The following is a 22,500-nucleotide window of genomic DNA, read 5'->3' as shown; positions in this document are numbered from 1 at the left end:
GCCTACTACTCACCTCATCACCCTATGAAACCAACCTACGGCTTACCGGCCTTGCTGTCCATCTTCGTGCCTGGCCTCGGCCAGCTTATCAAAGGCCAGATTCTGAAGGCCTTTCTCATCTGGGCTGTGGGAGGCGCCCTGGGCATTTTTCTGGCCTGGACGATAGTGGTGCCTTTCCTGATTTGGGCCTGGAATGTGTATGACGCCTACAACGACCCTGCCTAGCCGTGGCCGTGCTGCATCTAAAAGCCAAGCCCGGGGCACGGCGCACGGAGCTGCTGGTGGCCGCCGATGGCACCGTGACAGTGCGCCTGCAGGCCCCCGCCCAGGATGGCAAAGCCAATGACTGCCTGCTGGCCTTTCTGGCGAAGTTATTCGCCGTTCCCAAATCGAGCGTAGTGCTGATGGCGGGCCACACAGCTCCCTATAAGAAAGTGCAAGTAACTGCCCTCACGGACGAAGCGCTACGCACCACCTTGGCCAAGCATCAAGTCTAGTGGCTTGCGCGTACTGGCCTCCTACCCTTCCCCTTGCTACTTCTACTGCTTATGACGTTTCCTACGTGGATGCTGGCCGGTTTCTGGGGCCTAGTTTCGGGCTCGGCGCTGCTGTTGGGCGCGGGCATCGGCTACTTTTTCCAGGTGCCGCAGCGGGTAGTGGCCGCCATCATGGCTTTTGGCAGCGGCGTGCTGATTTCCACGCTTTCCCTGGAGCTGATGGAAGATGCTTATACCAAAGGCGGGTTTTACTCGGCGGCGGTAGGCTTTTTGGGCGGCGCCGCGGGCTACACCTTCGCCAACTGGCTGCTGGCGCGCTACGGAGCGAAGCACCGCAAACGCTCGGGCCATCAGCAGGCGGCCGAGCGGCAGGATGTGCAGGCCGGCGCGACGGAAGGCAACACCCCCGGCGACGATAACGGCATGGCCCTGGCCGTGGGCGCCCTCCTCGACGGCATTCCGGAAAGCATTGTCATCGGGCTTAGCTTGCTGGCCGGGGGCGCGGTGAGTACGGTAGCCGTAGTCGCCATTTTTCTTTCCAACTTGCCTGAGGGGCTAAGCAGCGCCGCCGGCATGAAAAAAGCGGGGCGCCCGGCGCGGTACGTGCTTTTGCTGTGGGGGGGCATTGCCCTGGTTTCGGGCGTAGCGTCCCTTGTAGGCTATTCCGTGTTCAGTCATTTCCCGCCCTACATCGTGGCCGCTACCACCGCCGTAGCCGCCGGCGCCGTACTGGCCATGATTGCCGACACCATGATTCCCGAGGCTTTCGAGGTGGCCCACAATTTCACCGGCCTCATCACCGTGCTGGGCTTCCTGGTTTCCTTTTACCTGAGCAAGATGGGGGAATGAGAGGTTAGAGGTTAAAGTATATGATGCTGGGTGGGGAGGGTTGCGCTAAATCAAAACATGAAAGTGCCTGCCACGAAAAACGCCGGAGCTAGCAGTAGCTCCGGCGTTATGCCGTCAGATTCCCCCCTCTAGGGCTACCCTTTCCGGAGGAAGAGCAGCCTGTTTCGGTCAGACGGGTAGTGGTTCCAGCACGGCGCGCCGGTATGTTTTCTCAAATTCCTCATCCACGTGGTAGGTTGACTCCTCGTGCTGGCTTAGGTCGAGGCCCAGCTCTTCTTCGTGGTTTTTCACGCGCAAAGCAAAGAAGCGGCCGGTGAGCTTGAGCAGCAGCCAGGAGCCCACGAAGGAATACGTTACCACAATCAGCAGACCCAGCACGTGGTAGCCGAAAGTAGTGAAGGTGCCATGGATAAGCCCCACCTTGTCGGCGAAAACTCCCGTGAGGAGCATGCCCACAATGCCGCCCAGGCCGTGGCAGGGAAACACGTCGAGGGTGTCGTCGATGGTAGTGCGCTTGTTCTGCCAGTGCACGGCGGCGTGGCTCACCAGGGCCCCTACTACCCCAAACAGCACGCTTTGGCCGTAGCTCACGTACCCGGCAGCAGGCGTAATGGCTACCAGCCCCACTACTGCCCCGGTGCAGGCACCTACTGCGGTGGGCTTACCGCCCCGGGCCACCTCTACCAGCAGCCAGGCAATGAGGGCCGCGGCCGAAGCCAGGTTGGTGTTTACAAAGGATTGGGCGGCCAGCTCATTGGCACCCAGCGCCGAGCCGGCGTTGAAGCCAAACCAGCCAAACCACAGCAGGCCCGTGCCCAGCAGCACATACGGCACGTTGGGCGTAGAGAAAGACGTATTGCGCAGGTGCGTAGTGCGGCGGCCCAGCACCAGCGCGCCCGCCAGCGAAGCTATGCCCGCCGAGATGTGCACTACGGTGCCCCCGGCAAAGTCGAGCACGCCCCACTTGCGCAGGAAGCCCTCGGGGTGCCAGGTCCAGTGCGCCAGCGGGCAGTAGATGAACAGGCAAAACAGCACCATAAACGCCAGGTAACCCTTAAAGCGTACCCGCTCGGCAAACGAACCCGTAATCAGGGCCGGGGTGATGATGGCAAACTTCAGCTGGAAGGCGAAGTAGAGGATAAACGGAATGGTAGCCGCAAACGCCGGATTGGGCGCGGTACCCACGTTGCGCAGCATGGCAAAGGTGAGCGGATTGCCGATGATACCATGCCAGGAGTCGCCGTAGGCCAGCGAGAAGCCCACGAAGTAGAACACAATGGTGATGATGCCCAGGGCCACGAAGCTTTGCAGCATGGTGCTGATAACGTTTTTGGGCCGCACCATGCCCCCGTAGAAAAACGACAGCCCCGGCGTCATAATCAGCACAAAGGCGGTAGCCGTGAGCATCCAGGCAATATCGGCGCTATTAAGGGAGCCAGCCACCGCGGCGGGGTGGGGCAATTCGATAAAAGCGGCAGCCAGCGCGGCCAGAAACAGCCCCAGCAGCAGCAGCCGGGAAACGGGAAGGCGCGAAGAAGTAGTCGGGCTCATAGAGATGCAGCAGTTTTACCCCTGGTTAGTTTTTTGATGGCCCAATCTAAAAATGATGGCCACATTTCCAAAATACCCCTTTTGTTTATCTACACTTTCTACCGAAAACCAAATAAATTCTCATGCACCCCTCGTATTTTTCAGGCCTATCAAATAATACGGCTTCTTCCCCAAAAACACATTCTACCCGCGAAGCTGGTGCCGTGTGGCCGTAGTGCGTAGCTTGCTTATCGATCTACTTTCTGCATTGCTATGGCCGCGCCGCTGAATTCCTCCGATTTACAACCCCTGCTCGACGCCTTATCTTTTTCGCCCGACAACGTGCCCCTGCGCCGGCACGTGGCGGCCCTGCTGCGGGACGCCGGCCGGCTGGCGGAGGCCGAGGAACACTATCGCATGGGTCTGCGCCAGGCCCCGGACGACGCCGAGCTGCAGCTGGGGCTAGCCAAAACCTACGCGGCTCTGCAGAAAACCTCGGCGGCTTTGGTAGTACTGGAAGAGCTGCTCCGCGCCCACCCCGATCAGGCTGCCGCTCATCTGCTGCACGCGCGCCTGCTGGCCCAGGCAGGCGGCCCGCCCCAGGAAGCGCGCACGGCCTACCAAACTGCCCTTCACTTGGACACCTCTTTGCGCGATGCGGAGCTGGAAGGCCTGCTGGGCTTGCGACCGGCCGCTCAGCCCGCCGGTGGAGGCGCCCCCGCCGAGTACCAAGCCAGCGTATCGGCGGCGGGGCTGGACGAGCGGGCCTTGTTTGCGGGGCTGGAAAAGCCGCAAATCAACTTTTCGGACGTGGGGGGCATGGACGCAGTAAAGGAGGAAATCAACCTGAAAATGGTGCACCCCCTGCAGTTCCCCGACCTGTACAAAGCCTACGGCAAGGCTGCTGGGGGCGGGCTGCTGCTGTACGGCCCCCCGGGCTGCGGCAAAACCTACTTGGCCCGTGCCACGGCCGGGGAAGTAAAAGCCTCGTTTATCCACGTCGGCATCAACGACATTCTGGATATGTGGATGGGCCAGAGCGAGCAAAAGCTCCACGACTTGTTTGAGCTGGCCCGCGTGCAGGCTCCGTGCGTACTGTTTTTTGACGAGGTAGATGCCCTGGCCGCCAACCGCCACGACCTGCGCCAGAGCGCGGGCCGCACCCTCATCAACCAGTTTCTGGAAGAGCTGGACGGGGCCCGCAGCTCCAACGACGGCGTGCTGATTCTGGCCGCCACTAACGCCCCCTGGCACCTCGACCCCGCTTTCCGGCGCCCCGGCCGCTTCGACCGCATTGTGCTGGTGACGCCCCCCGACGAGCCCGCCCGCGTGGCCATTCTGGACGTGCTGCTGCGCGGCAAGCCCGTGGCGCCCGGCCTGAACCTGGCGGCCCTGGCCGCCCAAACGGCCGGCTTCTCGGGTGCCGACCTACAGGCTGTAGTCGACCTGGCGGTGGAGAGCTGCCTGCGCGAGTCGATGAAGGCCGGGAAGGCGCTGCCCGTGCAGCAAAGCAACCTGCTGGCCGCCGCCAAGCAGGTACGCCCCAGCACCAAGGAGTGGTTTGCCACCGCCAAAAACTACGCCCTGTACTCCAACGAAGGCGGCACCTACGACGACATCCTGACGTACCTGGGAATTAAGAAATAATCGGATTTCGCCCTTTCCAGCGGTTTTTCAGCGGCATCATCTATGGAATCCTACCAAGCCTTCAACCGAGTTCAGCTCCTGCTCCAGCACAAACGCCCGCAGGATGCGGAGCGGGAAGCACGGCGGCTGCTCCACCAAGACCCGGAAAACGGCTACCTGCAATGTCTGCTGGCCCTGGCGCTGATGGAGCAAGGCCAGCTTCCCCAGGCCCAGGAAGCGGCCCAGCACGCTATTCACCTCTCGCCCGAAAGCAGCTTTGCCTTCTACGTGCTGAGTGCTGCCCTGCAGCGCCAGCACGAGCTGCCCTTGGCCCTGCAAGCCATTGAAGAAGCCCTGGCCCTGGACCCCGAGGATGCCGACTACCACCATGTGCTGGGGTTGATTCGGTTTCAGCAGGGGCAGCTGCACGCCGCGCTGCGGGCAGCCGAAGCCGGGCTGGCCGCCGACCCCGTTCACGTGGACTGCTTGGGCTTACGGGCCCGGTGCCTGGCGCGCCTGGGCCGCCGCGACGAAGCCGCCGCCGACCTCGACGAAGCCTTGCGCCAAAGCCCCTCCGACGCCGGTACCCACGCCGACCTGGGCTGGGTGGCCCTGGAGCGCGGCCGCGCCAAAGAAGCCTCCGGCCACTTCCAGGAAGCGCTGCGCCTTACCCCCACTTCCGACTATGCCCGTGAAGGGCTGGTGGCGTCGCTGAAAGCTCGATTCTGGGTGTACAACTGGTTTTACCGCTTCACCGTTTGGACGCAGACGCTGAGCCCAAGCATGCGTCAGGGCTTATTTATCGGCATGTTTGTGTTGTCGCGCTTTGTGCCGGTGCTGCTGCCGCTGTACCTGGTGATAGTGTACATGAGCTGGTTTGCCGAGCCCCTGTTCAACTCCCTGTTGCGCCTGAACCGCTACGGCCGCTTTGCTCTGAGCGAGCAGGCCACCCGCGACTCCAACCAGTTTATGGGTTTGCTGCTGGGCGGCCTGGGAATGTTGGCAATTGGCCATTTCGGCCGGCTGCTCCCGCTCACCACTGCTGGTATTGTGGGGCTGGGCCTGCTGTTCCCACTGGTGGGCACCCAGCGCCAGTGGCATTCCAAGCGGCGCCAACAGTCGCGCTGGTTTGGCTGGGGGCTGGCGGCCGTGGGGGCGCTGGCTGTAGCTGCGGAAGCGCTGATGCTTCCCAGAAGCGGCGTGCTGTTCCTGGCGTTTCTGGGCGGCACGCTGGTGTACGTGTGGGTGCTGGGCCTGCGTTCCAGCTAAAGGTTACTCCTGCTGCAGCCCTAGAATCGCGGCGTACGTCCCGTTCACTACTTCGGCCATACGACGGAAATCCAGGGTTTCAATAGTGTCTGAGGCTAGGTGGTAGTTGGGGTTCCGTAAGAAGGCCGTGTCGTTTATCATCAGGGCATCGTAGCCATATTCCCAATAGCTACGGTGGTCCGATAAACCAGCCAGGCCCATTTCCATAGGCAGGTTGATGCGCTGCACATCCAGGTCGGCGGCGGGCTGCATGAGCTTCTGCACCCGTTGCGTGAAGGCCTCCTGTCCGGTGCGGCCCACTACAATAATGAAGTTGCCGGTATTGGGGTACAGCGCCGCTAACTGGGCATTGGGAAACTGCTGGGAGCCAGGCTCGTCGCGGAAGTACCCAATCATTTCGTAGCACAGCATGGCTCGCACCGCAACCTGGGCATCGTGCAGGGACTTGGCGTGCACGGCGCTGCCCATGTGGCGGGTAGCAAAATAGGGCGGCTCCTCGTTGGCGTAGGCCACGAAGTCGAGGCGGTGGCGCAGCTGGCCGCCCGACTGATGCAGCAGGCGGGCCGTTTCGAGCAGGCCCGCTACGGCGCTGGCGTTGTCGTCGGCCCCGGGCGTGTCGCCGCACACATCGTAGTGGGCGCCCACAATAATGCGCGGAGCATCCGGCGGACCCAGGGAGAAGATGATGTTGCGATATTGCCGGCCATCCGCCTTGAAAAGTTGCTCTTCCACGCGCCCATTCAGCTTTTCGAATTCGGCCTTTATGTAATCGGCGGCTTGGTTGAGCGAAGTCAGGTTGCGATAGTTGCGGGCGGGTTGCAAAGACGTCAGAAACTCAACATCCGAATAGAGGCGGCTCGTATCGGCGCGCGTGGGAGCAGTTTGCATGGCAGATGGAGAATTGGTAGACGTAGTACGTTGCTGCGCCCCACCCGACTCGCAAGCCACCAACACCACGGGTGTAAGCAACAGCCACTGAAAAAAGCGCGGAAGAAGAGGCATAAGCAGCAAACAGAAGCGGGCGGTACTACAACGAATCTTCCGCCAATAAGTGGTAGACTTTGTAGCTCAACCTAGTATTGATTGGGTATCACTGCCACGGCGGCCCTACCTTACGCCCCAGACCTCATCGACAGCGTATGGCGCTTGCTTACCACCGCATCATCGTAAAAATCGGCTCCAACGTGCTAACGCAGGCCGACGGCTTCCCCGACCTGACGCGCATCAGCCACTTGGTAGCCCAGATTGCCGACCTGAAAAAGCAGGGCAAGGAAATTATTGTTGTCTCGTCGGGGGCGGTGGCGTCGGGGCGCAGCCTGGTACAGGTTTCGGAGAAAGCCGACGCCGTAACCAGCCGGCAGGTGCTGGCCGCCGTGGGCCAGGTGAAGCTGCTGGCTACCTACGCCGAGCTGCTGGCCCGGCAGGATTTGCTCTGCGCCCAGGTGCTGGTAACCAAGGAAGACTTTCGTGACCGGCAGCATTACCTGAACATGCAGAACTGCTTTCGGGCCCTGCTGCAGAACAACATCATCCCCATCGTGAATGAGAATGACGTCATTTCCGTCACGGAGCTGATGTTCACCGACAACGATGAGCTGGCCGGGCTGGTGGCTACTATGCTCGATGCCGATGCCCTGCTGATTCTGAGCAACGTGGATGGCATCTTCAACGGCAACCCTCAGGACCCGGCTTCCGAGCTTATCCCGGAAATTGCGCCCACTACCACCAGCTTCTCGTCGTTTGTTTCCACCCAACGTTCCCAGTTCGGGCGGGGTGGCATGATTACCAAGTGCCATATGGCCCATAAAGTAGCGCAGCTGGGCATTTCCGTGCACATTGCCAACGGCAAAACCGAAAACGTACTGCCCCGCCTGCTGCGCCGGGAGGTCGTCAACACCCACTTCCTGCCCAATAAAACCGCTTCCAGCAAGAAAAAGTGGATTGCGCATTCTGACCTGGCGGCCAAAGGCGCGGTCCTCATTAATGCCGGTGCCAAAACGGCCCTGCTCACCCCGCACCAGGCTACCAGCCTGCTGCCGGTAGGTGTGCTGGCCATTATGGGCACGTTCCAGAAAGGCGACATTATCCGCATCCTGGATGAGGCCGGCAAGCCCCTGGGCCTGGGCCTGGCCGAGTATGGCTCCGACAAAGCCCTGGAGCGCCTGGGCCAGCAGCAGCAGAAGCCCCTGGTGCACTACGACTACCTGTTCCTGACGGCAGAGCTGGGGTAATGTGCTCATGTGGAAGAAATGTGAATAATGGGCTGATAATACGCGTCATGGCGAGCAGGGCGAAGCCATCCGTCCTGGACAAAACCAGACGCATCTTTCTATCAGCAAGCCCCAACGCGGGCGGCGCAGGATAGGGGCTTGTCACACCCCGAAGCTGGGCACGTTGCCCAGGCCGGATGGCTTCGCCCTGCTCGCCATGACACATTTCCCACATTGCTCACATTAGCGAAGCGCAGCACATTTCTCACATTAGCACATTCAACCTATGCTTGACATCTTCCAAGCTACCCAGCAGGCCAGCCGCACCCTGGGGCCGCTTTCCCCGGCGGCCATCGAGGCCGTACTGCTGGATCTGGCCGCGGCCGCCGTAGCGGAAACGCCTTTCCTGCTGGCCGAGAATGCCAAGGACCTAGCCCGGATGTCGCCCGACGACCCCAAGTACGACCGGCTACAGCTGACGGCGGCGCGGCTGGAAGGCATAGCCCAGGATATGCGCAACGTAGCGGCGCTGCCCTCTCCGCTGGGCCAGGTGCTGAGTGCCCAGGAACTGGCCAATGGGCTGCAGATTTCCAAGGTGCGGGTGCCGCTGGGCGTAGTGGGCGTTATCTACGAAGCCCGCCCCAACGTCACCTTCGACGTGGCCGCCCTCTGCCTGAAAACCGGCAATGCCTGCCTGCTCAAGGGCGGCTCCGATGCTGCGCACTCCAACCAGGCCATCAGCACCGTTATTCAGAAGGTGCTGACGCGGCACGGACTTCATCCCGCCTCGGTTTCACTGCTGCCGCCTGACCGCCAGGCCACCGAAGCCTTGCTTCAGGCGGTGGGCTACGTAGATGTGCTGATTCCGCGCGGCAGCCAGTCACTTATTGACTACGTACGCCAGCACGCCCGCATACCAGTCATTGAAACCGGGGCCGGCATTGTGCACACCTACTTCGATGAAACTGCTGACTTAGCGAAAGGCCGCGCCATCATTGCCAACGCCAAAACCCGCCGCGTGAGCGTGTGCAATGCCCTCGACTGCCTACTGGTGCACGAGGCGCGCCTGATAGACCTGCCCGCGCTTACGGTACCCCTGGCCCAGGCAGGCGTAGTGGTGTATGCCGATGAGCGGGCGTTTCCGGCCCTGCGCGGGCTGTACCCAGCGGCGTTGCTGGAGCAGGCCCGGCCCGCGCACTTCGGTACCGAGTTTCTGTCCCTGAAGCTGGCCATAAAAACGGTAGACAGCCTGGAGGAAGCCCTGGCGCACATTGCCGCGCACAGCTCCCGGCACAGCGAGGCCATTATCTCGGAGGATGCGGCCCACATCGAGCAGTTCCTGACCGAGGTAGACGCCGCCGCTGTGTACGCCAACGCCTCCACGGCTTTTACCGATGGGGCTCAGTTTGGCCTGGGCGCCGAAATTGGCATCAGCACCCAGAAGCTGCACGCCCGCGGCCCCATGGGTCTGGAGGAACTCACCAGCTACAAGTGGCTGGTGCGCGGCCAGGGGCAGGTGCGCACTACGTAAGCGGCCTGGCGCAGAAGCTGGCAGCAAGCCCAGTGGTAGCAAGTGAGCCGGGGCGGCGGGCTGCTCACCAAGGGCGCATTGTCCTGCCCGAATTTTTACCTTATCTTCTGCAGCCATTTCCTGCTGCCTATGCGCCCCGCCGACCTTCGTTATTTGCTGGCTTACCTGGTACCTGTCTGCGTAGCGGTGGGGCTGCAGGCCCGGGGGCCGTGGGTGTGGCTTACCCCCCTGTTCGTATTTGGCTTGGTTCCCCTGCTGGAATGGACCTGGCCGCCCCACCCGCAGCCAGAGCCGGCACCAGCCACGGCGGGCCCGCTCCGCCACCCCTTCTTCGACGGCCTGCTTTACCTGAATGTGCCGCTATACCTGGGCTTACTGGGCTGGTACCTGGTGGTTTTCACCCAGACTCAGCTTACCGGCACCGAAGTAGTTGGGCTAACCTTGAGCGTGGGTATTGCCGGCGGGGCCCTGGGCATCAACGTGGCCCACGAGTTGGGGCACCGCCCCCGGGCTCTGGAGCAGCGGCTGGCGCAGGTACTGCTGGCCAGCGTGTTGTACTTGCACTTTTTTATCGAGCACAACCGGGGGCATCACCGCCACGTGGCCACGCCCCAGGACCCAGCTACTGCCCGCCTGCACGAGTCCTTCTGGCTTTTCCTGCCCCGGGCTCTGGTGGGCGAGTTCCGCTCGGCCTGGCACCTGGAGGCGACGCGGCTGCATCGAGCCGGCGCCCCCTCGCCCTGGACGCCAAGCAACCAGCTACTCCAGTTTCAGGTGGTGCAGCTGGGGCTGGGCCTGGTCATTGTCGTGGTGCTGGGCTGGGCCGGCCTGCTCGCGTGGCTGAGCGTAGCGGCCGTGGCCGCCGTGCTATTTCAGCTGGTGAACTACGTGGAGCATTATGGCTTGCAGCGCCGCCGCACCGCCAGCGGCGCCTACGAGCGGGTGCAGCCCCATCATTCCTGGAACTCGGAGCATGCCCTGGGCCGCATTCTGCTCTATGAGCTTACCCGCCACTCCGACCATCATTACCTGGCTTCGCGGCCTTACCACACGTTGCGCCACCAGCCCGCCTCGCCTCAGATGCCCACCGGCTACCCCGGCATGATGCTGCTGGCGGCCCTGCCGCCGCTCTGGTTTCGGGTCATGAATCCGCGGGTGCCGGCGCCGGTAGGCAGCTAAGGGTGCGGAACCGGGCTGGCATTTAGCTCCGTAGCGCGGACCCGGCCAGCTCCCGCAGTAGCGCATGCCCCTGCGGCCATAAGCCCAGATCGGAGGCTGAGTTAATATGCCCCAACGCGCCTACGTTTACCAAACGGCTGCCCCAGGCCTCGGCAAATGCTTGGGCCCGCGGCAGCGTTACGTACTCGTCGTTGATGCTGGCTACCACAATGCTCGGAAACGGCAGCAGTGTGCGTGGCATAGGCGCGAAACCAGTGACTTCGGGTGGGAAGTCGGGGCGGTCCACGTCGGCGGGGGCAACCAGCAGGGCACCCCGGATGGTCCGGTGCGTAGTGGCGGCCCAGTGAGCTACCGTCGCGCAGCCTAAGCTGTGGGCCACTACCACTACCTCCGGCCCGGCCGCCGCAATGGCTTGGTCGAGCGTGTGCACCCAGTCGTGGCAGGCAGGCTGGTCCCAGTTGTGCTGGTTTACGCGCAGGTAGCCGTAGTGCTGCTCCCAATGGGTTTGCCAGTGTTGGGGGCCAGAGTTGCCCAGGCCCGGCAGGAGCAGTACAGTAGATAGAGCAGACATAGCGGGTACGATTAGCGGCGGCAAGGTAAGCGGCCGACGTCAGTTGCCCGGTATGCTCAGGCCTGACCCATCACATTTTCGAGGTACTTCTGCCCCGAGCCCGTGTTCAGCAGTAGCATCCGCTCGTGGCGGCCTATCCAGCCGGCATCCACCAGCTTGCGGGCAGCCATCCACACGGCTCCTCCTTCGGGGGCCACGAATAAGCCTTCGTGGCGAGCCAGCTCGCGCATGCCGGTCAGCATCCCCTGGTCGTCAATGGGCACTACTGTTCCCCGGGACTCGCGCAGCACTTGCAGCATCAGGGCTTCGCCCAGGGGGCGCGGCACGGCCAGGCCGTTGGCAATGGTCGGCCGCCCCACGTACTGCTGGCTGTTGGCCTGCTGGCCGGTGTACGTGGCCCACAGCGGGGCGCAGGCCGTTGCCTGCACGGCTACCATGCGCGGCAGCGGCACCTCAGCGGGCAGCCAGCCCAGGGCTTGCATCTCACGGAAGGCTTTCCAGATACCAATCAGGCCGGTGCCGCCGCCCGCCGGGTACAAGAGCACGTCGGGCAGCGTCCAGCGCAGCTGTTCGGCCAGCTCGTATCCCATCGTCTTTTTGCCTTCCAGCCGGTAGGGCTCCTTCAGCGTGGAAACATCGAGCAGCTCGTTCGCACTATTGAGTTCCCGCACGCGGGCGGCGCAGTCGTTGATCAGGCCATCCACCAGATGTACTTCGGCCCCATACCAGTAGCACTCCTCCTTGAAGGCCTGGGGCGTGTGGCGCGGCATGACGACCACGGCGCGCATGCCGCCCTTGGCGCAATAGGCGGCCATGGCCACCCCGGCGTTGCCGGCCGTGGGAATAATACAGCCTGCTACGCCCAGCTCTTTGGCTTTGGAAATGGCCATGCTCAGGCCGCGGGCTTTAAACGAGCCGGTAGGGTTCTGCCCTTCATCCTTGATCAGTAATTCCGCCAGGTTGTAGCGGCTCGCCAGGCTGGTGAGGGGCAGCAGAGGCGTAAACCCTTCGCCCAGGCTTACCTGGTTGGCCTCATCGAGCAAGGGCAGCAAGCGGCGGTAGCGCCACATGCTGCCCTCGTGTAAGTCGATGCCCGCTGCGGGGCTAAGGGGTTCGTGTAGCTCGTAGGTGGCCAGCAAGGGGGCAGCGCAGCAGGCAGAGGTACGCTGCAGGACAGTGGCGGAATAGGTAGCCCGGCATACCGAACACTCCAGGGCATGAAGGCGGCTGATGGTTTCGAGGGTGCTTTGCATGTGCATAGGGAATGGAAACGCAAAGCTTCCGGTTCGGTATGCCGAACGCAAATGGCCTTATGGAATAGGCTATGCCTGTTTGGAATAATACCGCTTGGTGAATTGCACGAAGGTTTTGTAGGGCAGGTTGTTTTCGGTGCCCTTGCGCTGCACAAAATCGAAGTGGCGCACCATACGCAGGTCCTGGATAAGTACCTCCCGCAGCTCGCCCGAAGCCAGCTCTTTCATCACGGCCTGCCGGGGCAGAAAGGCCAGGCAGGTATCCACGCGCACAAAGTTTTTCAGGGCCTCAGTGCCGCCCAGCCGCACTTTCACCGGCAGGTCCGTCAGCTTGATGTTCTGCTCGGCCAGGGCCTGCTCCAGCACGGCCAGAGTGCCCGAGCCCTGCTCCCGCAAAGCCAGCGGGGTGTGGTACAAGTCCTGGGCTACCAGCTCTTCCGGCAGCCCGGGGTGGCGCGCCGAGCAGACCGCCACTACTTCATCCGTGAGCAAGGGCGTGTAGGTCACGTTGCTGACCTTGTGAATCCCCTCGATGATGCCTAGGTCGATTTCGTGCTCCAGCAGGGCTTTGAGGATGTTTTCGCTGTTGCGGTTTTTGAGCGTGAGCTGGGTGCCGGGGTAGCGTTGCAGGTAAGCCGAGAGAACCGGCGGTATCACGTACAGGGAAATGGTGGTACTGGCTCCGATAACCATGCGCACCTGCGGGGCAAAGCCTGGGCTTACCGCGGCAAACTGCTGGTGCAGCTCGTGCTGCAGCTGTTTGGCGGCCAGCAGTTTTTGGTACAGCAGCGCCCCGGCGGCCGTCAGGGCCACGCTGTTGCCGAGCCGCTCAAACAGGCCCGTTTTGTAGTGTTCCTCCAGGGCTTTCACTTGCTTGCTCACCGCCGACTGGCTCATAAACAGCGTTTGCCCGGCCTTGGTAAAGCTCAGTTGCCGGGCTACTTCCAGAAAGATTTCGTGGGCGTGGGAAAGCATGGCTGCAAGGTACAACTTGCCCGAAGCAGCGGCTGATAATGCGACGCCAGGCTTCTATTCCAGGCAGCTAACCTGATTCCGTGGCCAGCGTGCTTACGCCAGCTAACCCACTCTACCCCCTAAGCCACCCAATATGGGTGATAAGGAAGGCTGCAATGCACTGCTAAAAACACGAATCCCGCGCTGCAAACGCGGTTTTACCGGCTTCCCATGTAGTGGGTGACGGGCCTGCCACATCATCATGTGATTGTACTTAACCAACAATGCGCGGTAATATTGTGACGTAATCAGCGCACTACTCCAGCGCACTTCTTCGCTTCACACTTCTTCTCCATACGCTATGAAAACTTTCGCATCCCTCCTCGTTGTTGCCCTGCTGGCTTCCGCTCCGCTCCACGCTACTCAGGCTGCCGCGCCCGAAAAAGCTCCTTCCGCTACCTCTTCCCTCACGGCGAAGCTGCCGCTGTTTGGCAAGAAGACCATCGAGAAGAGCCGCGTGAGCAAGCGCAAGCAGACCCTGCGCCGTCGCAAGCGCATGTTCAGCTTCTAGGCAATAGCCTTTTTACTGGTTGGTGAGCCAGGTGATGTGCCCGCCGTTCCTTTTTCTCCGCCTGCAAGCGACATGAGAAGAGGAATGGCGGGCTTGCTCGTTGATAGAGCCATGCTCACCACAACACCAAAAGCAAGTTCTACCGCTACGATTAGAATGGCGTGGCCGAATACTGCCTTGGGCTTCTAGGCGCGAAGACGGCACTCCTGCTACACCGAACCCCCGCTAGCCCCGCACCAATCCCAAACCCGGGTTTTTAATTTATCCGTCAGAATAATTAGCCCGAAAGGTGTAGCCGCGTTGCGGCGTCGCGGCAGCGCAGGTCCCGTAACTGCTGCATGGTCCAGGCCGTGTGGACCGTAAGCAAACACGTCCTGCCGAGCATTCTGCGCAGCAAGCCGAGACGAAGCCGCTCGTTGGCGGCCGTTGTAGGGGGGAGCCTGATTACTACATCATCTGATTACTACACCCGCGGGATGCTTCGCTGCGCTCTGCATGACGAGCCGAACACTCTGCTTGACGTTTTTTGCTTATGGTCCACACCGCCTAGTGAGCAAGTAGGCAGGGTAACCTCCTCGATAGTTCGACAACCCATTCCAGGTACTGCGCGGGAGCTTTTGCCAGGCGCGCGGTTGTAAGCCCAGCCTGTCCGTAGTTCTTTCCTCCTCTCCTCCCTTGTCCGACTTTCTGCCCGCTCTCCGTCCGCCCCGCTGGTCCTTGATGCGCCAGCGCTGGAGCAACCTGCTGTTTGCTCACTGGCCGGTAGCACCGGAACTGTTGCGGCCTTACCTGCCGCCGCGCCTGGAACTGGACTTGTTTGAGGGACAGGCGTGGCTGGGCGTGGTGCCGTTTACCATGAGTCACATCCGACCACTGGGCTTGCCGGCCGTGCCGGGTCTGAGCGCGTTGCACGAGTTAAACGTGCGCACCTACGCCACGCTCGACGGGGTGCCGGGCGTCTGGTTTTTGTCATTGGATGCCACGCAGCCGCTGGGCGTGTGGGCCGCCCGAACGTTGTTTCACTTGCCCTACCTGCACGCCCGTATGCAGCTTACCCGTACGCCCGATGGAGTTCTACACGCCACGGCCACGCGTACGCACCGCGGCGAACCAGCGGCTACGTTTACGGCTTCCTGGCGGCCGGGAGCCCGGTTGCCACTGGCCCGCCCCGGCTCTTTAGCCTATTTCCTCACGGAGCGGTATCACCTCTACACGGCGGGCCACACGGTACGGGCCGGTCGGCACGGGGCTGACTTATGGCGGGGCCGGCTCTGGCATCAGCCCTGGGCATTGCGCGAGGCTACCCTCACCCACTGGGAATCCACGCTGGTGGAAAGCCACGGGCTGCCTACGCCGCTGGGGTCACCCCTGCTGCACGCCGCCGACCCACTGGACGTGTGGGTGGAAGAGCTGCGGCGCATCTGATGCTTCTTTTTCCGCCGTTCCTCAAACGTGGTGTTTGTGTTGCATAGAATCACTACTAACCCCAAAACTGGCATAACTGGCCCCTCACTGGCGCGAGTTTAGCGGAGCGTAACTCGTGACATACTATGAAGCGAGCTTTCAGCTCGCCCACCCACGCCAACTTTCAAGCCGCGTCTTACCAATTTTGCCGCATTATGGCAATGGAGCTATAAGTGCCACCTCATGGCGAGGCACAAGCTGCGCTACGTTAAACTCGCGCCTGCTGTGGGTAGATATCACTTCATCTTTTGCTCGCTTTTCACCAGAAATAATCTTCTAAATCCGTCCCATAGCGCGAGGAACGGTAAGGCCTGCCTATTTTTGGAAGAATGCAAAGGACCTATTTCGATTTCAATATTACCATACTTGCCTTCAAACTGCATTATACCACTAGTATCATCGGTTTGGAAGCTGTTAATAGGAGGTTCAGCATAGACTGTGTCAATATTTGAAAGGGATACCGTCTCGAACACCGCTTTGGCTAAAGTAAATAGGCTATCCGCCTGTGCCTTGGTAACTGCAACCTCAGTGGTATCTCCCGAAACTACCTCATCTCTCTTTAGCTGCCTATTGAATCTATGTTTGCTGGTTAGGCAGTAGGCATACATTATTGCTCCTGGTTTTGCCGGCAAGTGACGAAACTTTCTTCTTCTCAAGAACTTAGGCTTTAACTCAAAATGAGTAGAACCGTTGTCACTGAAAAAGCTGCCTCCTATTGACGCTCTTATGGTATAGTTGTAACTGCGCTCAATTGTAAACCTTTCGTTTGGTTTGGATTCACATCCAAGAAGGATCAGCATTATAAGCGCAATTATCAGTTTTAGACGGGGCTTGCTCAATATTTTCATGGACTCGTCAAGTAGTAATTATTCCCACTTAAACCTACACAAACCTAGCGCGAGTCCCCTTTTTCTATACCTTCCGGCCTCCATTCAAGCTCTTCCCTATCCATGCTATTGAAAACCCTTACTCGCCTGCCGCTGCTGGTGCTGCTGGCTTTGCTATGCGCCTGCTCCAAGCTGGGCTCCGATACCGAACAAGACCCGAACGGCGAGGAAATTGACCCGTACCAGAACCTCGTATTTCAGTTCACGGATGCCGTAGTAACGCCCGAGCTGCAGGACCGCTGGGACACGGTGCAGGTGGTGAAGTTCGAGCCCGCCGTGCGCGGCAAGTTCAAGTGGAACTCCGACCGGGAGCTGATTTTCTCGCCTAGCACGCCGTTCCGGCCCAGCACTTCTTTCAAGGCCACCCTGCAAATGGATGCCCTGCCGGAGGGAAAGCGCAACGTAGAGCTGCCCGAGAACCGCCAGAAATTTCACACGCCCTACCTGGAGCTGCAGGAGCCCCAGGCCTTTTGGGGCCGCTCGGAGCGGGCTGCCGGCACCGCCGAGATGCGCGTGGAGCTGCCCTTCAACTACCCCGTGAAGCCCACCGACGTGAAGCCTTTGCTGCGCGTAACCCAGGACGGGCAGCCCGTGGCTTTCGAGGTGGCCAGCACCGAACCGGGCCAGACGGTGAGCGTGAGCCTCAACCAGCAGGTGCGCCCCGGCTCCCCGCTCACGGTGGCTCTGGCCCAGGGCCTGCACGCCGTGGGCAGCGACCAGCCCTCCAAGGCCGACTACGAAAAGCAGGTAGAAGTACCCGACCCCCAGGCCCTGGAAGTGCGCTCCATCACGGGCACAATGCAGTCGGCCGACCCGCTGGTGACCATCCTCACCAACCAGCCCGTCACCACGGTGGATTTGCAGAGCGCCCTGTCGGTGTCGCCGCAGGTGGCCTACGAGGTGGAGGAGTTGGAAAACGGCTTCCGGCTCAAGGGCGGCTTCGAGGTAGGCAAAAGTTACCAGGTGAGCTTGCGCCAGGGCCTGCGCGGCGGGCTGGGCGGCATCCTGAACGAGAACTTCACCCAGACGGTAAGCTTCTCCGATGAGCGGCCCACTATTTCCTTCGCCAGCGCCGAGAAGGCCATGTATCTCGATGCCCTGGGCTCCCGCAACCTGGGCGTGCGCATCAACGAGGTAGGGCAGGTGAAGGTGACCATTGCCAAGGTGTACGCCAACAACATCCAGCAGCTTTTGCGCGGGGGCACCCAGTACGGCTACCCCGACTACGATGGCGAAGACTCCGAAGGCTACGAGGAGGAAGGTGAGGACGGCGAGTACGTGGACCGCTCCTTCCAGTACTACGACGTGGAGAATCTGGGCAACGTCCTCACTGAGCGCACCTACACCGTGTCGGGCCTCCCCAAAGCCCAGGGGCTGCGGCTACTGAATCTGAACCTGAAAGACCTGGAGTTTGCGGGCGGGCTGAAAGGCCTCTACATCATCAAAGTACAGGACACCGAGCGGCAGTGGCTGCAGGTAAGCAAGCTGGTGGCCGTGTCCGACATTGGGCTGATTGTAAAGCAGGGCAAGGCCGGCAGCACGCTGGTATTTGCCAACTCCATCCGCAATGCCAAGGCCTTGAGCGGAGTGGAAATGCGCTTTATCAGCACCAACAACCAGGTGATGGGCACCGGCATCACCAACCGTGACGGAGTGGCCAAGTTCGACAGCACCGCCGCCAACGGCCGCTTCAAGCTGGGCATGGTAATGGCCCAGCAGGGCTCCGACTTCACCTTCCTCGATTTGAACCGCAGCCGCGTGGAAACCTCCCGCTTCGAGGTGGGCGGGCTGCAAAGCAACGCCGCCCGCTACCAGGCCTTCCTCTACGGCGACCGGGATTTGTACCGCCCCGGCGACACCATCCAAACCAATACTGTCATTCGCACCGAGGACTGGCAGGCCCCGCCCAAGGGCTTGCCGGTGAAAATCCGGCTGTTGCTGCCCACGGGCAAGGAGTACGCCAGCCTACAGAAGAAACTATCCGGGGCCGGCTCCTTTGAGGCGCGCTTCCTGCTGCCTCCGGCCGTGATGACGGGCCTCTACACCCTGGAAGTGCTGACCGGCAACGACGTGCTGCTGGCTTCGCGCAAGCTCTCGGTGGAAGAGTTTATTCCGGACCGCATGAAGGTGACGGTGAAAACCGACCGCGCCGTGGTGAAGCCCGGGCAGACGGTTTCGGCGCTGATTACGGCCCAGAACCTGTTTGGCCCGCCCGCCGCCGACCGCAAGTTTGAGGTGGAATTCTCCCTCAAGGAAAAGAGCTTCAGTCCGAAAGGCTACGAGCAGTACACCTTCGCCATCAACAGCGGCGACAAGCAGCGCGGGGCCTACGGCGACTTGGAATCGACGCCCATTTCCAACCGCTTCGAGAAAACCACCCGCGAGGGCACCACCGACGCCAACGGCCGCGGCACCGCCACCTACGAAGTGCCCGACTACACCGACCTGGGCACCCTGGAAGGCGCGGCCTTCACCACCGTGTTCGACGAAACCGGCCGCCCCGTGAACCGCCTCGCCACGTTTGAGGTGCAGACCCAGCCGGTGCTGTTCGGTATCCGGAGCGCCGATGATCTGGTGAGCACCGGCAAGCCCCTGGCCGTGCAGCTGGCGGCCCTTACCCCGGCCGGCAAGCCTACCGCGGCGCAGGCCCGGGTCTCCATCGTGCGCCTGCTCTGGGAAACGGTGATTGAGCGCCAGGGTGGCCGCTACATCTACAACTCGCAGAAGCGCGAGCAGCTGGTGCTCAACCGCAGCGTGACGGTAGCCAGCGGGGGTTCTGACGCCGGCCTGGGCTTCTCGCCCACGTACTCCGGCGAGTATGAAATCCGGGTTTCCCGGCCGGGTGCGGTTACGTACGTGGCCCGGCGCGTGTACGCCTACGGCTACGGCGACACCCAGAGCAACTCCTTCGAGGTAAACAATGAGGGGGAGGTGACCATTGAGGCCGACAAGCCCAAGTACGAGCCCGGCGATGTGGCTCACCTGCTGCTGAAAACGCCTTTCCCCGGCCGCGTGCTCGTCACGGTGGAGCGCGACCGGGTGCTTGAGCACTTCTACGTGAACACCGACGAGAAATCGGCGAAGGTGGACGTGGCAATTCGCGGCAACCACGTGCCCAACATCTACGTGACGGCCACCGCCATCCGCGAAATCAAGGACAACCGCCTGCCGCTGACGGTGGCCCGGGGCTTCGTGCCGCTCACGGTAGAAAAGCCCGGCGCCCGCCTGCAGGTAGCCATCAAAGCCCCCACGCAAAGCCGCTCCCGCACCACCCAGCTGATTGAGGTAACCACCGCCCCCGGCGCCCAGGTGACGCTGGCTATGGTAGATGAAGGCATTCTGCAGATGAAGGACTACCAGACGCCCGACCCCTACGGCTACTTCTACCAGAAGCGCGCCCTGGAAGTGCAGGCCTACGACGTGTACCCCTTCCTGCTGCCCGAGCTGGGCTCCAGCTCCACCGGCGGCGACGGCTACGACCTCTCGCGCCGTACCACGCCCGTGCCCAACCGCCGTGTGCGCCTGCTCGCCAAGTGGAGCGGCGTGCTCACCGCCGATGCCAGCGGCAAGGTGCGCTACAAGCTGCTGGTGCCCCAGTTCAGCGGGGCCATCCGCATCATGGCCGTGGCTTACAAAGACGACGCCTTCGGCTCGGCCGAGCACACCATGAAAGTGGCCGACCCAGTGGTTATTTCAACTGCCCTGCCCCGCTTCCTCAGCCCCGGCGACACGATTGACGTGCCGGTGACGCTGACGAATACGACGAAGCAGGTGATGAATGGGACAGTTGGGATTTTGCTTGGCAACAAAGAAGAAGCCCTCAATTCTCGCTTGCAAATTGTGCATGATGGCATCAGTGACAAGACAGTGCCTTCCAGCGACGCCAAAGCAGCACAGCTTCAGCCCGGCGCTGAGAAGCGCGTCATATTCCGAGTATTCGCTACGTCTCAAATTGGCAGCGCACCTGTCAAAGTCTATTTTGAAGCCGGCAAAGAAACCTTCACCGAAACCATCGAGCTACCCATCCGCCCGGCTTCGCCACTGCAGAAGCGTACCGGCAGTGGCGTGGTGGCGGGCGGGGCAGCCCAGCAGCTGAATCTGAAAACCGACTTCCTGCCTTCCTCCCTGCGGAGCCAGCTGGTGGTGAGCCGCTCGCCGATGACGGAGTTTTCCAATGACCTGCGGTACCTGTTGCAATACCCCTACGGCTGCCTGGAGCAAACTGTGTCGGCCGCTTTCCCGCAGCTGTACTACGGGGATTTGGCCGCCACGCTGGGTCAGAAAACCGGCAAGGCGGGCAAGGCGGGCCTGTTCAACCCCAACTACCACGTGCAGGAAGCCATCCGCAAGGTGGAAGCCCAGCAGATGTACAACGGCTCCCTCAGCTACTGGCCCGGCGGCGAGTACGACAACTGGTGGGCCACCACCTACGCCGCGCACTTCCTGCTGGAAGCCCAGCAAGCCGGCTTCGACGTGAACAAGAACGTGCTGGACCGAGTGCTGCGCTACCTGCAGGCCCGGGTGCGCAAGCGCGAAACCGACACCTATAACATCATCCAGACCGGCGGCGTGATTCAGCCCGTCACGCTGGCCAAAAAGGAAATTGCCTACTCGCTCTACGTGCTAGCCCTGGCCGGCCGGCCCGACGCCGTGGGCCTGAACTACTACAAAGCCAACCGTCCGCAATTGGCTGAGGACTCGCGCTACCTGCTGGCGGCGGCCTTCGCCCTGAGTGGCAACCAACGCGGCTACCAGAGCACGGTGCCCACCCGCTTCGGGGCCTCGCCCAGCATTGCCGGCCGCCAGCTCGATGGGGCCTTCTCCTCCCCCATTCGCGACGAAGCCCTGGTGCTGAACGCCCTGCTTGCCGCCGACCCGGCCAACCCGCAGGTGACCACGCTGGCCCGCCAGCTCAGCCGCCAGGTAAAGCAGGCCGGCTGGCTCAACACCCAGGAACGCGCCTTCTCCCTGCTGGCCCTGGGCAAGTTGGCGAAGAAAAACGCCGGCAGCACTGTGGTGGCTAGCCTACTGGCTGATGGCAAGGCTATTGGCAACTTCTCGGGCAAAGACCTCACGGTAAGCAACGTGGCCAACCGCCAGCTGGCCTTGCGCACCAGCGGCAAAGGCAGCCTATACTACTTCTGGGAAACCGAGGGCATTTCGCCCACCGGCCAGGTGCGCGAGGAAGATGCCTACCTGCAGGTGCGCCGCCAGTTCCTTAGCCGCAGCGGGTCACCCGTCGGCAGTACGTCGTTTAAGCAGAACGATTTGGTTGTCGTCAAAATCACCATCCAGTCGGCCGAAACAGCCGGGGAAGTGAAGAACGTGGCCATCACCGACCTGCTGCCCGCCGGCCTGGAAATCGAGAACCCGCGCATCGGAGCCGTGCGCGACCTGGCCTGGGCCACCGACGCCGCCCAACCCGACTACCTCGACGTGCGCGACGACCGGATCAACCTGTTCACCACCGCCACGCCCGCGCCCAAGGCGTTCTACTACCTCTGCCGCGCCGTAAGCAAAGGCACGTTCAAGCTCGGCCCCGTCAGTGCCAATGCCATGTACAACGCCGAGTACCACAGCTACAACGGCAGCGGCGTGGTGCGCGTGCGGTAAACTGTTACTCCGATGTCGACGTTTTTGCTCACTTGGCTACCCATTCTGTTGGTAGGAGCGGTTTATCTGCTCTCGCGCTTTCTGTGGCCCAGGCTTCTCCGGCCAAGCTGGTACCGGCCTTGGCTTTCCGTGGGCACCACAGTGCTATTGCTGCCGGTGTTGCTCACAGTGGGTATAGGTATCTGGGGGGCCGTGGCATACTCCTACCCAGACCGGCCATTTACTCCGCAGGCGTGGGCCGCGCAGCCGGCGAAGCGCTATGAATTGCTGGAAAATCTACTTGATAGCGGCCAACTCGACGGCGCTACCAAAAGCCATGTAGCGTCATTGCTGGGCAAACCAGTGGTTGCTTTCGAGAATGATGAATGGTTTTATGAGCTAGGGGCACCACCTGGTTTTTTGGTTATTAATCTTGATGTCCTAACCATTCAATTCGAGCAAGGAAAGGTCGTGCACCATTCCGTTATTTGAGATTGATTCGAGTTATTACTGCTGC

Annotated in this window: 18 protein-coding genes; 12 read left to right on the top strand and 6 right to left on the bottom strand. The window is 61.6% G+C overall.

The window, feature by feature from the left end:
- Positions 1–24: 24 nt before the first annotated feature.
- The 3 genes from FY528_RS18820 to FY528_RS18810 are packed head-to-tail and all read left to right on the top strand — an operon-like array spanning position 25 to position 1,346.
- Positions 25–225 (top strand): hypothetical protein, encoded by a 201-nt coding sequence (locus FY528_RS18820; RefSeq protein ID WP_149072576.1) that lies wholly within the window; start codon positions 25–27, stop codon positions 223–225.
- Between the two features lie 8 nt (positions 226–233).
- The gene (locus FY528_RS18815; protein WP_187632194.1) at positions 234–497 is read left to right on the top strand and encodes a DUF167 domain-containing protein; all 264 of its coding nucleotides are present in this window, start codon (positions 234–236) and stop codon (positions 495–497) included.
- A 51-nt stretch (positions 498–548) separates the two neighbouring features.
- Positions 549–1,346, top strand: a complete 798-nt coding sequence (locus tag FY528_RS18810) for a ZIP family metal transporter (protein WP_149072574.1) — start codon at positions 549–551, stop codon at positions 1,344–1,346.
- 168 nt (positions 1,347–1,514) lie between these two features.
- Here FY528_RS18810 and FY528_RS18805 read toward each other — a convergent pair whose 3' ends face one another.
- Positions 1,515–2,897: an ammonium transporter gene (locus FY528_RS18805; protein ID WP_149072573.1), complete on the bottom strand. Its 1,383-nt coding sequence runs from the start codon at positions 2,895–2,897 to the stop codon at positions 1,515–1,517.
- A gap of 252 nt (positions 2,898–3,149) precedes the next feature.
- Between FY528_RS18805 and FY528_RS18800 the strand changes: the two genes are divergently transcribed.
- Positions 3,150–4,523 (top strand): ATP-binding protein, encoded by a 1,374-nt coding sequence (locus FY528_RS18800; RefSeq protein WP_149072572.1) that lies wholly within the window; start codon positions 3,150–3,152, stop codon positions 4,521–4,523.
- A 42-nt stretch (positions 4,524–4,565) separates the two neighbouring features.
- On the top strand, positions 4,566–5,771 hold the full coding sequence (locus FY528_RS18795) for a tetratricopeptide repeat protein (protein WP_149072571.1): 1,206 nt from the start codon (positions 4,566–4,568) through the stop codon (positions 5,769–5,771).
- Positions 5,772–5,774: 3 nt separating this feature from the next.
- Here the strand turns inward: FY528_RS18795 and FY528_RS18790 are convergent, their stop codons facing one another.
- The gene (locus FY528_RS18790; protein ID WP_262384058.1) at positions 5,775–6,773 is read right to left on the bottom strand and encodes a M28 family peptidase; all 999 of its coding nucleotides are present in this window, start codon (positions 6,771–6,773) and stop codon (positions 5,775–5,777) included.
- A 137-nt stretch (positions 6,774–6,910) separates the two neighbouring features.
- Here FY528_RS18790 and proB point away from each other — a divergent pair, with 137 nt between their 5' ends.
- From proB to FY528_RS18775, 3 genes are all read left to right on the top strand, one after another.
- Positions 6,911–8,002, top strand: a complete 1,092-nt coding sequence (gene proB, locus FY528_RS18785; protein ID WP_149072570.1) for a glutamate 5-kinase — start codon at positions 6,911–6,913, stop codon at positions 8,000–8,002.
- Between the two features lie 265 nt (positions 8,003–8,267).
- On the top strand, positions 8,268–9,512 hold the full coding sequence (locus FY528_RS18780) for a glutamate-5-semialdehyde dehydrogenase (RefSeq protein ID WP_149072569.1): 1,245 nt from the start codon (positions 8,268–8,270) through the stop codon (positions 9,510–9,512).
- Between the two features lie 129 nt (positions 9,513–9,641).
- On the top strand, positions 9,642–10,691 hold the full coding sequence (locus FY528_RS18775; protein WP_149072568.1) for an alkane 1-monooxygenase: 1,050 nt from the start codon (positions 9,642–9,644) through the stop codon (positions 10,689–10,691).
- A gap of 22 nt (positions 10,692–10,713) precedes the next feature.
- Here the strand turns inward: FY528_RS18775 and FY528_RS18770 are convergent, their stop codons facing one another.
- The 3 genes from FY528_RS18770 to FY528_RS18760 form a co-directional block, all read right to left on the bottom strand.
- Positions 10,714–11,262 (bottom strand): RBBP9/YdeN family alpha/beta hydrolase, encoded by a 549-nt coding sequence (locus tag FY528_RS18770; protein ID WP_149072567.1) that lies wholly within the window; start codon positions 11,260–11,262, stop codon positions 10,714–10,716.
- A gap of 56 nt (positions 11,263–11,318) precedes the next feature.
- Complete coding sequence (locus FY528_RS18765; RefSeq protein WP_149072566.1) at positions 11,319–12,515, bottom strand: threonine synthase; 1,197 nt, start codon at positions 12,513–12,515, stop codon at positions 11,319–11,321.
- A 69-nt stretch (positions 12,516–12,584) separates the two neighbouring features.
- On the bottom strand, positions 12,585–13,490 hold the full coding sequence (locus tag FY528_RS18760) for a LysR substrate-binding domain-containing protein (RefSeq protein WP_149072565.1): 906 nt from the start codon (positions 13,488–13,490) through the stop codon (positions 12,585–12,587).
- Between the two features lie 340 nt (positions 13,491–13,830).
- Between FY528_RS18760 and FY528_RS18755 the strand changes: the two genes are divergently transcribed.
- Positions 13,831–14,040 (top strand): hypothetical protein, encoded by a 210-nt coding sequence (locus tag FY528_RS18755; protein ID WP_149072564.1) that lies wholly within the window; start codon positions 13,831–13,833, stop codon positions 14,038–14,040.
- Between the two features lie 675 nt (positions 14,041–14,715).
- Positions 14,716–15,465: a YqjF family protein gene (locus FY528_RS18750; protein WP_222931839.1), complete on the top strand. Its 750-nt coding sequence runs from the start codon at positions 14,716–14,718 to the stop codon at positions 15,463–15,465.
- A gap of 275 nt (positions 15,466–15,740) precedes the next feature.
- Here the strand turns inward: FY528_RS18750 and FY528_RS18745 are convergent, their stop codons facing one another.
- Complete coding sequence (locus FY528_RS18745; protein WP_149072563.1) at positions 15,741–16,352, bottom strand: hypothetical protein; 612 nt, start codon at positions 16,350–16,352, stop codon at positions 15,741–15,743.
- A gap of 108 nt (positions 16,353–16,460) precedes the next feature.
- On the opposite strand from FY528_RS18745, the gene FY528_RS18740 reads away from it, so the two are divergent.
- On the top strand, positions 16,461–22,004 hold the full coding sequence (locus tag FY528_RS18740; protein WP_222931838.1) for an alpha-2-macroglobulin family protein: 5,544 nt from the start codon (positions 16,461–16,463) through the stop codon (positions 22,002–22,004).
- Between the two features lie 12 nt (positions 22,005–22,016).
- Positions 22,017–22,475 (top strand): outer membrane protein assembly factor BamE, encoded by a 459-nt coding sequence (locus FY528_RS18735; protein ID WP_149072561.1) that lies wholly within the window; start codon positions 22,017–22,019, stop codon positions 22,473–22,475.
- Positions 22,476–22,500: the final 25 nt, after the last annotated feature.

It is taken from the genome of Hymenobacter lutimineralis (assembly GCF_008271285.1).
Taxonomy (GTDB): domain Bacteria; phylum Bacteroidota; class Bacteroidia; order Cytophagales; family Hymenobacteraceae; genus Hymenobacter; species Hymenobacter lutimineralis.
Note: the sequence above shows the minus strand (reverse complement) of the source record. Positions and strands in the feature narration are given on the sequence as shown.

Excerpts from the sequence above, each read along its gene's own strand:
- FY528_RS18820 (WP_149072576.1), top strand. The coding sequence starts at position 25 with ATGAAACCAACCTACGGCTTACCGGCCTTGCTGTCCATCTTCGTGCCT.
- FY528_RS18795 (WP_149072571.1), top strand. The coding sequence starts at position 4,566 with ATGGAATCCTACCAAGCCTTCAACCGAGTTCAGCTCCTGCTCCAGCAC.
- FY528_RS18800 (WP_149072572.1), top strand. The coding sequence starts at position 3,150 with ATGGCCGCGCCGCTGAATTCCTCCGATTTACAACCCCTGCTCGACGCC.
- FY528_RS18735 (WP_149072561.1), top strand. The coding sequence starts at position 22,017 with ATGTCGACGTTTTTGCTCACTTGGCTACCCATTCTGTTGGTAGGAGCG.
- FY528_RS18745 (WP_149072563.1), bottom strand. The coding sequence starts at position 16,352 with ATGAAAATATTGAGCAAGCCCCGTCTAAAACTGATAATTGCGCTTATA.
- FY528_RS18805 (WP_149072573.1), bottom strand. The coding sequence starts at position 2,897 with ATGAGCCCGACTACTTCTTCGCGCCTTCCCGTTTCCCGGCTGCTGCTG.
- proB (WP_149072570.1), top strand. The coding sequence starts at position 6,911 with ATGGCGCTTGCTTACCACCGCATCATCGTAAAAATCGGCTCCAACGTG.
- FY528_RS18810 (WP_149072574.1), top strand. The coding sequence starts at position 549 with ATGACGTTTCCTACGTGGATGCTGGCCGGTTTCTGGGGCCTAGTTTCG.
- FY528_RS18770 (WP_149072567.1), bottom strand. The coding sequence starts at position 11,262 with ATGTCTGCTCTATCTACTGTACTGCTCCTGCCGGGCCTGGGCAACTCT.
- FY528_RS18760 (WP_149072565.1), bottom strand. The coding sequence starts at position 13,490 with ATGCTTTCCCACGCCCACGAAATCTTTCTGGAAGTAGCCCGGCAACTG.
- FY528_RS18790 (WP_262384058.1), bottom strand. The coding sequence starts at position 6,773 with ATGCCTCTTCTTCCGCGCTTTTTTCAGTGGCTGTTGCTTACACCCGTG.
- FY528_RS18755 (WP_149072564.1), top strand. The coding sequence starts at position 13,831 with ATGAAAACTTTCGCATCCCTCCTCGTTGTTGCCCTGCTGGCTTCCGCT.
- FY528_RS18775 (WP_149072568.1), top strand. The coding sequence starts at position 9,642 with ATGCGCCCCGCCGACCTTCGTTATTTGCTGGCTTACCTGGTACCTGTC.
- FY528_RS18780 (WP_149072569.1), top strand. The coding sequence starts at position 8,268 with ATGCTTGACATCTTCCAAGCTACCCAGCAGGCCAGCCGCACCCTGGGG.
- FY528_RS18765 (WP_149072566.1), bottom strand. The coding sequence starts at position 12,515 with ATGCAAAGCACCCTCGAAACCATCAGCCGCCTTCATGCCCTGGAGTGT.